This window comes from Staphylococcus sp. AtHG25, assembly GCF_003217445.1.
Classification (GTDB): Bacteria; Bacillota; Bacilli; order Staphylococcales; family Staphylococcaceae; genus Staphylococcus; species Staphylococcus haemolyticus.
In genome coordinates this window covers 37,052-49,270 of sequence record NZ_QJSN01000001.1, presented here as the reverse complement: position 1 = coordinate 49,270, position 12,219 = coordinate 37,052, and the positions used below count along the sequence as shown (strand labels likewise).

General features: G+C 34.3%; 8 protein-coding genes and 3 pseudogenes. 9 read left to right on the top strand and 2 right to left on the bottom strand.

The window, feature by feature from the left end:
* Positions 1-734: 734 nt before the first annotated feature.
* From BDW31_RS00230 to mbcS, 4 genes are all read left to right on the top strand, one after another.
* Positions 735-1,916, top strand: coding sequence for an amidohydrolase (locus tag BDW31_RS00230; protein WP_053024568.1), 1,182 nt, complete (start codon positions 735-737; stop codon positions 1,914-1,916).
* Positions 1,917-2,033: 117 nt separating this feature from the next.
* Positions 2,034-2,246: a YozE family protein gene (locus BDW31_RS00225; RefSeq protein WP_053024567.1), complete on the top strand. Its 213-nt coding sequence runs from the start codon at positions 2,034-2,036 to the stop codon at positions 2,244-2,246.
* A gap of 71 nt (positions 2,247-2,317) precedes the next feature.
* A complete protein-coding gene (locus tag BDW31_RS00220) occupies positions 2,318-2,791 on the top strand; it encodes an antibiotic biosynthesis monooxygenase family protein (RefSeq protein WP_053024566.1) in 474 nt (157 codons plus the stop codon).
* Positions 2,792-2,957: 166 nt separating this feature from the next.
* A complete protein-coding gene (mbcS, locus tag BDW31_RS00215; RefSeq protein WP_053024565.1) occupies positions 2,958-4,553 on the top strand; it encodes an acyl-CoA synthetase MbcS in 1,596 nt (531 codons plus the stop codon).
* A gap of 117 nt (positions 4,554-4,670) precedes the next feature.
* On the opposite strand, the pseudogene BDW31_RS12550 reads toward mbcS, so the two are convergent.
* Together BDW31_RS12550 and BDW31_RS12895 are read right to left on the bottom strand one after the other, a co-directional pair.
* Positions 4,671-4,820: pseudogene (locus BDW31_RS12550) on the bottom strand (SDR family oxidoreductase); the annotation flags it as partial.
* Positions 4,810-5,238, bottom strand: a pseudogene (locus BDW31_RS12895) (SDR family NAD(P)-dependent oxidoreductase); the annotation flags it as partial. The pseudogenes BDW31_RS12550 and BDW31_RS12895, both read right to left, overlap by 11 nt.
* A 70-nt stretch (positions 5,239-5,308) precedes the next feature.
* Between BDW31_RS12895 and BDW31_RS00205 the strand changes: the two are divergent.
* The 5 genes and pseudogenes from BDW31_RS00205 to BDW31_RS12605 form a co-directional block, all read left to right on the top strand.
* A pseudogene (locus BDW31_RS00205) lies at positions 5,309-5,857 on the top strand (LysR family transcriptional regulator substrate-binding protein); the annotation flags it as partial.
* Positions 5,858-6,116: 259 nt separating this feature from the next.
* Complete coding sequence (gene ppdK / locus BDW31_RS00200) at positions 6,117-8,744, top strand: pyruvate, phosphate dikinase (protein ID WP_053024563.1); 2,628 nt, start codon at positions 6,117-6,119, stop codon at positions 8,742-8,744.
* 1 nt (position 8,745) lies between these two features.
* Positions 8,746-9,576, top strand: a complete 831-nt coding sequence (locus tag BDW31_RS00195; protein ID WP_011274768.1) for a pyruvate, water dikinase regulatory protein — start codon at positions 8,746-8,748, stop codon at positions 9,574-9,576.
* A gap of 309 nt (positions 9,577-9,885) precedes the next feature.
* Positions 9,886-11,379 (top strand): L-lactate dehydrogenase (quinone), encoded by a 1,494-nt coding sequence (gene lqo, locus BDW31_RS00190; RefSeq protein ID WP_053024562.1) that lies wholly within the window; start codon positions 9,886-9,888, stop codon positions 11,377-11,379.
* A gap of 407 nt (positions 11,380-11,786) precedes the next feature.
* Positions 11,787-12,149 (top strand): class I SAM-dependent methyltransferase, encoded by a 363-nt coding sequence (locus tag BDW31_RS12605; protein ID WP_240556879.1) that lies wholly within the window; start codon positions 11,787-11,789, stop codon positions 12,147-12,149.
* Positions 12,150-12,219 lie beyond the last annotated feature (70 nt).

The following is a 12,219-nucleotide window of genomic DNA, read 5'->3' as shown; positions in this document are numbered from 1 at the left end:
ATGTTACTTTACAAATTTGCAGTAGCTGACTGAATTGAGAAGGCATTTAAATCAAGCTTTTCTTAGTTCTAGTTATCCCTGAAGGGGGAGTGGGACAATGAATTCAAAATGAATTCTGACTCACTCTCCCTTTTCTATTTAACTTTTGATTTTAAACATTCAGAACAATATCACGTTATTAAAACCTTCTTAGTCATCAAAGTTTGATATTATAGATAGAAAGAAGTGATTGAGAAGGGCGGATGAATACCTCTTGAATACTAATTATGAAATCACGTTTGACACTAAGAAGGATGATATAGCCTCTGATTATTTATCACTTAATTTAATTTTAAAAGGTAACGTCACATGTCAGAGTGAAAATCAAAATAAGCACTATCATGTTGGAGATTTAATATTAATCAATAGCTATCAAAACTTTTGATTTTAGAAGGTTCAGATGTAAGTTATATGTCGCTCCGACTGTCTAATAATTATTTTTCTCATTACATTGAAGATAAGAATGTTTATTTTCATTTTGAATCGGTGTTCCTAAACAACAATCTAAATAATTAACGATAATCATTTTACAGAGGCGTATACAAGCATTTATCAAAGCTTGCATATGCTTCTTTTTTCGGGAAAAGCAGACTATAAAATGGATGTAACATTGAATCATGTTTGGAACATATGAAACCGTGACGCAACATTGTTAAAAGAGAAAAGCATATAATGAGGGAAAAGGAGTGGATATAATGATGAAAGAACTAGTAAAACGTCTACAAGAGAAAGAAGAAAAGATGATTGAAATTCGTAGACACTTACATGAACATCCAGAATTATCATTCCAAGAATCAGAAACACCTAAATATATTGCTAATTTCTATAAAGACAAAGATTGTGAAGTTAAAACAAATGTCGGTGAAAATGGTGTGAGAGTGACTATCGATAGCGGTAATCCTGGAAAAACAATTGCGATTAGAGCAGACTTTGATGCTTTACCAATCCAAGAAGATACTGGATTGTCATTTGCGTCTAAAAATGATGGTGTGATGCATGCATGTGGTCATGATGCGCATACTGCGTATATGTTAATTTTAGCTGAAACGTTAATTGAAATGAAAGATCAATTTAATGGTAAAGTGATTGTTATTCACCAACCAGCTGAAGAAATGCCTCCAGGCGGTGCCAAAGGCATGATTGAAGATGGTGTGCTAGATGGTGTCGATCATGTGCTAGGTACACATGTAATGACAAATATGGAACCGGGTAAAGTGTTCTATCGTCCTGAAAATGTTCAAACAGGACGTTCATACTTTAAGTTAACGATACAAGGTGAAGGTGGTCATGGTTCATCACCTCATACAGCAAACGATGCGATTGTCGCTGGTGCTAACTTTGTTACTACTGCACAAACAATCGTTTCACGTCGCCTTAACCCGTTTGAAACAGGTGTTGTAACAATTGGCTCATTTGATGGTAAAGGTCAATTTAATGTCATTAAAGATAAAATCGAGCTTGAAGGTGATGTGCGTGTATTAACCGATGCTACACGTGATAAAATTGCTGACGAATTACAACAAATGGTCAAAGGTCTTGAAGCAACATTTGGTGTTAAATGTGACTTTGAGTTTAGTAAAGACTATCCAGCATTATATAATGACCCTGATTTTACAAATTATGTTGCAGAAACTATTAAAAAAGCTGATTTAGATGATGTAAAAGGGGTAGAAGAATGTGAAGCACAACCGCCATCAGAAGATTTCGCATTTTATGCTAAAACATTGCCAAGCACATTTATTTATTCAGGTGCTGCGCCTCAAGATGGAAAAGCGTATCCTCATCATCATCCTAAATTTAAAATTGATGAGAAAAGTATGTTAGTCGCAGCAGAAGCTGTGGGTGCAGTTGTGTTAGATTACTTAAATTCTAAATAAAAAATGCTTATCTCAACCTTAGCCAACAAAACTTCAGAAATTGTTGTCTTTCCAGTACTAGTGTAAAGCTATGTATCATGATAGTATTAGCGTATATCTAAACACTGGGGTGAGATAATGAGTTTTTACGAATTTATGCAAGGATTTATTGGTGACCAAACCCCTTTAGGAGAACTTGCACATCGGATTAACCAAGATCAGCATTTTCCTAAGTACGAACGAGTTTCTGATAACATACTTAGTTATTTTACGAAAATTACAACATTGGACCACGAATTTTTAGAAATCGTAAAGCGTTCTATCTCGCTTTATGAACAAAGCCAATTATAATGACAGAACGCATATAGATATACAAATTTAATAGTAGCTCAGTGCTAGTTTAGAAATGAAGGATAAGAATCATGATTTTAAAAGATTTTTACAAAACTTATGTAGTAGAAGAAAAAGGAGATAACACGATTTCAATAAAGAAAAATAATGATGAACATCAATATGATGTGTTAGAAGTGATTGATGATTTATCAAATGATTCTTTTTGTGTGTTAAATCATTTATTTATTAATGAAGGTATGGAAGATGAATTCGAGAAGAAATTCTTAGAACGTCCTAAATACTTGAAAAATGTTCCAGGATTTAAAGCTTTAAGATTTTTACTTCCACAAGTAGCAGGACGACACTATATTATTTTAACTTTATGGGAAGAACGTCAGGCATTTTATGATTGGCAGAATTCTAATGAATATAGTCAAACCCATAAACATAGAGGCACTGAACGTGGTGTTGATCACAACATTGTTAATCGTGATTTATCTTATAATGTGCGTATTGAGCTATCTGGTTTAGAGTCAAAATTAGATTTAAGTCATATTTTCTAGTACAGATATAAAGATTAAGCCAATGTCATTGTTATCGACATATGTGCTTAATCTTTTTCAATTTCAAATCAAATTGTAAAAACGTTTACATAAATTATTTTGATTTCATCAGACTAAAGCGTTTGATAAGATAATAAATAAGGTCGAACTGAAAGGGAGTATAGTAATGGATAATTCAAGTTTATTAGCACCAGAGACTTACAATATTGTTTCTGAAATAGAGAAACATGCTTCTAATACATCGAAGAAAGCCCTAATTTATGAAAATGGGGTAGACGAACCAATTACAGTGACATATTCAGAATTAATTAAAAATGCCAATAAAGTGGGACATGTCTTATTAAATCATGGACTTAAAAAAGGTGATAAAGTATTAATCATGATGCCGAGAGCAATTATGACATATGAACTTTATCTTGCTGCATTAAAACTGGGTATTGCGATTATTCCTAGTTCAGAAATGCTAAGAACTAAAGATTTACAATATCGAATTGCACATGGTGAGATTAAAGCAGTAATTGCTAAATCTGATTTTATTGAAGAGTTCAAAGGCGTTAAAGAGTATGACGCATTAACGAAATTTATTATTGACGGACACGAAACGGACTGGATTAATATTGAAGATGAAAAAGCATCACAAAGTGATACGTTAGATATTGAAAAAACTTCAAGAGACGATTTAGCCATCTTATCATATACATCTGGAACGACAGGAAATCCTAAGGCTGTTACACATTCTCATGGTTGGGGCTTTGCACACATGAAAATGGCGCCAGAACATTGGTTATGTATTAAAGAAGACGACTTAGTGTGGGCGACAGCTGCACCAGGTTGGCAAAAATGGGTATGGAGTCCTTTCTTATCAATTATGGGTTCAGGCGCAACAGCATTTGTTTATAATGGTAAATTCAACCCTTCTCGTTATCTTGAATTACTACAAGGCTTTGAAATCAATGTCTTATGTTGTACACCAACAGAATATCGTATGATGGCGAAATTAGACAATTTACAAGAATATAACTTAGAACACCTTCACAGTGCTGTATCAGCAGGAGAGCCATTAAACCGTGAAGTTGTAGAACAATTCCGCAATAACTTTAATTTAACGGTGCGTGATGGTTATGGACAAACAGAGAGTACTTTATTAATCGGGTTCTTAAAAGACACTAAATCACGACCAGGTTCAATGGGTAAAGAAATCCCAGGTAGCCGTGTTACTATTGTTGATGATGAAGGACAACCGGTTGAAACAAATGTTAAAGGAAATATTGCTTTGCCACTTGATTTCCCTGGTTTGTTTAAAGGTTATTATAAAGATGAAGAACGTACGAAAGCAGCTCAAGCGGGTGACTATTACATTACTGGAGACTTAGCGCATATAGATGAAGATGGCTATTTCTGGTTTGAAGGTCGACGAGATGATATTATCATCAGTTCAGGCTATACGATTGGACCGTTTGAAGTTGAAGATGCCTTAACAAATCACCCGGTCGTTAAAGAATGTGCTGTTGTAGCAAGTCCTCATGAAATTCGAGGCAACATTGTTAAAGCATTCGTTATTTTACAAGATAATTATCAAGGTAATGATGACCTTGTTAAAGAATTACAAACTTTTGCGAAGAATGAAGTAGCACCATATAAATACCCACGTGCAATTGAATTTGTAGACTCATTACCTAAAACAAATTCAGGTAAAATCCGTCGTGTTGAATTACGCGATGCTGAACGTGAGAAATATAATAAAGAAAATGGATTTAAATAATATCGATTTCAATGTATAAAAGAAACCTCGTTAATTGCTTTGGTCATCTAACGAGGTGTTATTTTTGTGTATAAGTTTGTATTTGATTGAGTAATCGATACCAATTGATGAAGCATATTATCTTGCAGTATATCCACCGTCTACAGTTAATGCCGCACCTGTAATAAATCGAGCTTCATCACTCGCTAAGAATAATACTGCATTGGCAACGTCTACAGGTTCACCTAAATAGCCAATAGGGTGGCGTTCAGACATTTTAGCAGTATAGGCCTCTAAACCACCTTCTGTTTCTGCAACGAGTTTTTTTCACTAAAGGTGTTAATATTGTACCTGGATGTACATAGTTAACACGAATGTGATCTTTACCAAAACTGATGGCATCTTGTCGTGTCATATTTGTAACATCACCTTTAGCAGCTGCGTATGGTGTGAGTTCATCTGTACCGACTAAACCTAAGATAGATGAGAAGTTGACGATTGAACCGCCACCGTTTTCACGTAAGAGTGGTACAGCATGTTTAGTACAGAAGAATACGCCTTTTACATCGACTGCAAATACTTGAACCCATTCTTCTTCAGTGAGTTGGTCTGTCGTTTTACCTGCACCAGTTATACCCGCACAATTAATGAGTATGTCTAATTTACCAATATCACGCTTAATATGTGTAAATGTTTCATCAACACTAGCTTCTTTAGAAACGTCTAAAACATAACCATATACCTTTTGATTAGTTTCTTTAGAAAGTGGTCAAGTTACTTTTGCAGTAACATTTCCACATGTCATGCCATTACTCATTCAAAATTACGTGTCACGACATCCCAATATTAAAATTAAGCAATATCCAGCAATATCTGAACGGGCAACTCATTTGATTTTAAATAACGAAGTAGATTTTGCTATATCATCTTTTAAAATTGAACATCGCGATATTAGTTGGGAACCTATCATACAAGATGATATTTATTTAACTGTTAGTAAAGAACATCCTCTCTCTCAATGTACTTCTCTTGAATTAACACAAATTAAAGATGAACGATTGATAGGTCAAATTGAAGGTTATAGTTTTCGAGATACGATAGATCACATTTTAAAACAAGAAGGGATTGTTCCTAATTATCAAGTAGAGGTTGAGGATTCGAGCGCTATCTTAAAACTAGTAGCTATGAATATAGGCATCTCATTCACACCTAAACAAGCTTTAAGAAATTTGGATAAGCAAATTGTAGCAATACCTATTAACAATGAACATTGTTATCGGGAGATTGGTTTAGCTTATAAAAATCTCATTACTTTACAGAAGTAGCGTCGTCATTTAAGACATTTGCTACTAATTATTTTCAAAATCATATCACTTAAACTGAATAATATATAAATAGTATGACACAATTAAAGCGTGCAAAACAGACTTTTAGTTATTCTCATAAGGCCGTTTTATGCTTTAATTGTGTCTTTTTTATAAATCTTGAAACGTAATGTGATGTTTTTAATTGTATTTATTTCGATTGTATGACATACTTAATAATAATTAGTATGACATAATAATTAATTGAGGTGACATTATAATGACGAAATATATTTATGCTTTTGATGAAGGACAAAAATCGATGAAAGATTTACTTGGAGGTAAAGGTGCTAACCTATCTGAAATGAAACGTTTAGGTTTACCTGTGCCAGACGGTTTTACAATAACAACTGCCGCTTGTATTGAATACTTAAGGCAAGGCAAATCATTATCAACTGATGTAAAAACACAATTAATTGATCATCTTGTTGACTTTTCAGAGAGAACTGGGAAAGCATTCTCATCAGATGCTAACTTATTACTTGTATCTGTACGAAGCGGTGCGAAAATATCGATGCCTGGTATGATGGATACAATTCTTAACTTGGGATTAAATGATGATAACGTAAAGAAACTTGCAGATAAAACAGGTGATGCTCGCTTTGCATATGACTGTTACCGTCGATTACTACAAATGTTCGGTGAAGTGGTATACAACGTTCCGATGCAAGCATTTGATACATATTTTGAAGATTATAAACAACGTCACAACTTTGAAAATGACGCTGCAATTACAGCTGAAGGTTTACAAGAAATTTGTGAACGTTTCAAAGACATTTATATGGAAGAAGTTTATAAACCGTTCCCTCAAGAACCTTTGAAACAATTAGAAGAAGCAATCGAAGCGGTCTTTAAGTCTTGGGATAATGACCGTGCACGAATTTATCGTGATTTAAATGATATTCCACATGACATAGGTACTGCTGTTAATATCCAAGAAATGGTATTTGGTAATAGTGGTAATAATAGTGGAACAGGTGTTGCATTTACTCGTAATCCTGTGAGCGGAGAAAATAAATTATTTGGTGAATATTTATTAAATGCACAGGGTGAAGATGTCGTAGCTGGTATCCGTACACCAAAAGACATTTCAACTTTACACGATCAAATGCCTGATGTACATCAAGAATTTGTTGAAGTAACGAAACAACTTGAACAGCATTATAAAGATATGCAAGATATTGAATTTACAATTGAAAATGGAAAGTTATACTTATTACAAACTCGTAATGGTAAACGTACGGCACGTGCAGCAATTAAAATAGCAGTAGATTTAGTAGATGAAGGTGTCATTAAAAAAGAAGAAGCGATGTCAAATGTTGATGTGAAATCAATCGACCAATTATTACATCCTAATTTTGATGAAAAAGCATTAAAACAAGCGACTGAAATTTCAAAAATAGGTTTACCTGCAAGTCCAGGGGCAGCTACAGGGCAAATTGTATTTTCAGCTGAAGATGCTAAGGCACAAGCTGATGCAGGTAAGAAAGTTATCTTAATGCGTCCGGAAACGTCTCCTGAAGATATAGAAGGTATGATTGCGAGTGAAGCAATCGTAACAACACACGGAGGTATGACATCTCACGCAGCAGTTGTAGCTCGTGGTATGGGTAAATGTTGTGTGACAGGTTGTTCGGATTTAGAAATCAATACTGTAGCAAAGACAGTTTACTATGATGGTGGGGAACTTCATGAAGGCGATACAATTTCAGTTGATGGTTCTAAAGGTGACATCTACATAGGTGAGATTGAAACAGTCAGTGCTGAACACAGTGAAGAGTTCACTCAATTTATGGAATGGTCAGAGGATATTGCACGCTTGAATGTTCGAATGAACGCAGAGACGCCTCAAGATATTAAAGCGGGTTATGACTTTGGTTCTAAAGGTATTGGTTTAGTTCGTACGGAGCATATGTTCTTCGGAGCAGAACGTTTAGTTGAAATGCGACGATTTATTCTTTCATCTTCATATGAACAACGAGTAGAAGCTTTGAATAATATTCGTAAGTATCAAGTAGAAGACTTTGAAGCAATATTCCGATTATCTGGAGAGCGTCCTACAATTGTCCGTTTGCTTGACCCACCTTTGCATGAGTTTTTACCTAATTCTGATGAAGATGTTGAAAATGTAGCACGACAACTCAACATTCCTAAAGAAGTATTGAATAAACGCATTGTAGATCTTCATGAAGTGAATCCAATGCTAGGACATCGTGGTTGTAGACTTGCAATCACATACCCTGAGTTATATGAAATGCAAGTTGAAGCGATTATGGGAAGCGTATTAAAACTTAAAAAAGAGGGTATAACATGTAAACCTGAAATTATGATTCCCCTAGTATCAACTGTGGAAGAATTCACAACTCTTAAAGAGAAATTGGTTAAAACCATTGAACAATTAGAGGATGAACAAGGTGACAGCGTACCATATTTAATTGGTACAATGATTGAAACGCCGCGCGCATGTTTAATAGCAGATGAATTAGCAAAACATTGTGATTTCTTTAGTTTCGGTACAAATGATTTAACGCAATTGACATTTGGCTTCTCAAGAGATGATGCAGGTAAATTTATAAATGTGTATACTGAAAGTAATATATTGAAGCTTGACCCATTCCAAACGTTAGATAGAGACGGTGTCGGAAAATTAATCGAGATTGCAGTTGAACAAGCTAAAAAAGTGAATCCGAAAATCAAAATCGGTGTATGTGGTGAATTAGGTGGAGATGCTAAGTCTATCCGTCGCTTCAATCAATTAGCTATAGACTATGTTTCATGCTCACCATTCCGAGTTCCAGGTGCAATTTTAGCAACAGCTCAGAGTCAAGCGGAGGAAAGCGAGCAGTAAAGTGAACGAAACTCAATCAAATGAACAAATTCTAAAGTTATTTATCGTATCAGATTCCATTGGCGAAACAGCACAACGAATGATTCATGCAACATTAACACAATTCCCTGATTTGCATAATGTTGAAATTAAGAAATTTCCATATATTAAAGATGAAGAGGAATTCTTAAATATTTTAAATTTAGCACGTGAACAACATGCGATTGTAGCGACGACGTTAGTAAGTGAATCTTTTAATGCATTGGGACATCAATTTGCACATGAACATGATATTCCTTATGTTGACTACATGTCTGATTTAATCAGCATTATTGAGAAGGTAACACACAGTCAACCGCTTATGGAGAGTGGTGCGTTACGTAAATTAAATGATGAATATTTCAAGCGTATTGAAGCGATTGAATACTCTGTTAAATACGATGATGGTAAACATTTTACTGATATAGGTGAAGCGGATGCATTAATTGTTGGTGTGTCACGAACATCTAAAACACCATTAAGTATGTATTTAGCTAACAAAGGTTATAAAATAGCTAATATTCCATTGGTACCTGAAATTGAAATTCCTGATAATGTTTATAAACAAAAAGGGTTAAAAGTATTTGGATTAACTGCGAGTCCACAGTATATTGCAAACATACGAAAGAATCGTGCGGAAACGTTAGGTTTATCTAGTGAATCACGATACAATAACTTGGATCGTATTAAGAAAGAACTTGTATATGCTGAGGAAGTCTTTAAGAAATTAAATGCGACTGTTATCAATACGGAATATAAATCGATTGAAGAGTCAGCATTCTATATTGAGAAGTTTTTACAACCTAAATTGTAATTGCAAGAGGAAAGAAGTTTTAGATTGCAGTTTAGATAGTAGAAAGTCGATAAATAAAAACACTTAGTTGCATATTTGTAACTAAGTATTTTTATTTTAAAATTAGGTAGCGTTAATACTTTCAATTTTATATAAAAAAATAATTTTAATTAAGGTTCTCCAATTTACAATTTACCATATTTGTTTTAACATAGAAATGAAAGGCTTAACAATCTTAATATAAAAAGATATTACTTTATATTAGGGAGAAAGAGTAGTAAGTAATAACTTTTTAGTTGTTAACTAATAAATTTGGAGAGGTGTACAACCATGGCAGAATCAAAAGATGTCATTTTAATTGGTGCGGGTGTCTTAAGTACAACATTTGGTTCTATGTTAAATGAGCTTGAGCCTAATTGGAATATCAAGCTTTATGAACGTATGGATCGACCAGGTCTAGAAAGTTCTAATGAACGCCACAACGCTGGTACTGGTCATGCTGCACTTTGTGAATTGAACTATACTGTTCAACAACCTGATGGTTCAATTGACATTGATAAAGCAAAAGAAATCAACGAAGAATTTGAAATTTCAAAACAGTTCTGGAGTCACTTAGTGAAAGCAGGACATATCGAGAATCCAAGAGAATTTATTAATCCTCTTCCACACATTAGTTTTGTTAGAGGCGTTAACAATAAAGAATTCTTGAAGAAACGTTACGAAGCAATGAAACAATCACCAATGTTCGATAACATCGAATATACTGAAGACATTGAAGTAATGAGAAAATGGATTCCATTAATGATGCAAGGTCGCGTTGATGACGGCAAAATGGCCGCTAGTAAAATCGACGAAGGTACTGACGTTAACTTTGGTGAATTAACACGTAAAATGTCACGTCACTTAGAATTAGACGAGCATGTTGAAGTTAAATATAGTCACCAAGTACTTGACTTTGAACGTTTATCAAATGGTAAATGGCAAGTTAAAATCAAAGATCTTAAAACTGGTAACGTATTTGAAGAAGTTACTGACTATGTATTCATTGGTGCAGGCGGTGCTGCAATTCCATTACTACAAAAAACAGGTATCCCTGAAAGTAAACATTTAGGTGGATTCCCTATTACTGGTCAATTCTTAACATGTACTAATCCACAAGTGATTGAAGCACATGATGCGAAAGTATATGGTAAAGAACCACCAGGCACGCCACCAATGACAGTACCTCACCTTGATGCACGTTACATTGAAGGTAAACGTACTTTATTATTTGGACCATTTGCGAACGTTGGACCTAAATTCCTTAAAAATGGCTCAAACTTAGATTTATTTAAATCTATTAAACCTTATAATATTACAACGATGTTAGCTGCTGCAGTTAAAAACTTACCATTGATTAAATATTCATTTGATCAAATTATCATGACTAAAGAGGGCTGTATGAACCACTTACGTACATTCTACCCTGAAGCTCGTGATGAAGATTGGGAATTATACACAGCAGGTAAACGTGTACAAGTAATTAAAGACACTGAAAAAGAAGGTAAAGGATTTATTCAATTCGGTACAGAAGTGGTTAACTCTGAAGACCATTCAGTAATTGCTTTACTTGGTGAATCACCAGGGGCATCAACTTCAGTATCAGTAGCTTTAGAAGTTCTTGAGAAAAACTTCCCAGAACAAATCGGCCAATGGAATGCTAAAATTAAAAAAATGATTCCATCATACGGTCAATCATTAATTGAAGATGTTGAATTAATGAGAAAAATACGTCGTCAAACGTCTAAAGATCTTGAATTAGGATACTATGAAGACGCTAAGTAAGATGTTTTAATAAATAAGAGTCGCTTGAGAGTTATAGCTCAAGCGACTCTTTTTCTAACTTTCTATAGGGATAAAGAAGTTAGCATATTCATAATGGTAAACAATCTTCTAATAATCGAATGCTATCCCTTTATTAGTGTAAAAGGTCAAATCATGACGCATACAAGGATCATTTGGATTGAGATCCAATTGCGGCGCTTCACCTTCAGTAAGAAAATCAATATAGAAACTGTAACTTTTGAAATTATTAGGAATAACAGAATACAACATAAGCTTTAAATCATTTTCAAAGCGTAGCTAACTTGCTTTGGATTGGTTGAAAGCTTTTTTTAATGAGAATGCGCATTAGTTTATGAACTATACAAGAGTGGTTAAGATGAGGGTATCAAATAAAAAGGAGATTACTTATGACAAAAGATAGATTTAGTAATCAATATTGGGAGAAAGCGTGGGAAGCTGACCCTAATACTCAGGATAAAAGGATGAAACGTGCAGGTTTAGGTAATCCATCGGCACCAGGTTTTGAAAAGTGGGCAGAAAACTTTAATAAAAATTCTTTTACTGAAGAAAGCCAGCAACGTACGAAACGGATTATGAATTGGATTGAGCAACAAACAGGTCGATTTAGTAATTTAAGTGTATTAGACATAGGGGTTGCGTCAGGAGTGTTTAGTGTCCCGTTTGCTAAAGAAGGTGCTAAAGTTACAGCGTTGGAAGCATCGCCAATTTTACATGACATGTTAAAAATAATGCAAATCATTACGGTGTAGCACTTAAAACATTAAATCAATCGTTTGAAGATGCTCGGCTAGAAGAATTAGGGCAGCATGAATTAGTTTT

Excerpts from the sequence above, each read along its gene's own strand:
- ppdK (WP_053024563.1), top strand. The coding sequence starts at position 6,117 with ATGACGAAATATATTTATGCTTTTGATGAAGGACAAAAATCGATGAAA.
- BDW31_RS00225 (WP_053024567.1), top strand. The coding sequence starts at position 2,034 with ATGAGTTTTTACGAATTTATGCAAGGATTTATTGGTGACCAAACCCCT.
- lqo (WP_053024562.1), top strand. The coding sequence starts at position 9,886 with ATGGCAGAATCAAAAGATGTCATTTTAATTGGTGCGGGTGTCTTAAGT.
- mbcS (WP_053024565.1), top strand. The coding sequence starts at position 2,958 with ATGGATAATTCAAGTTTATTAGCACCAGAGACTTACAATATTGTTTCT.
- BDW31_RS12605 (WP_240556879.1), top strand. The coding sequence starts at position 11,787 with ATGACAAAAGATAGATTTAGTAATCAATATTGGGAGAAAGCGTGGGAA.
- BDW31_RS00230 (WP_053024568.1), top strand. The coding sequence starts at position 735 with ATGATGAAAGAACTAGTAAAACGTCTACAAGAGAAAGAAGAAAAGATG.
- BDW31_RS00220 (WP_053024566.1), top strand. The coding sequence starts at position 2,318 with ATGATTTTAAAAGATTTTTACAAAACTTATGTAGTAGAAGAAAAAGGA.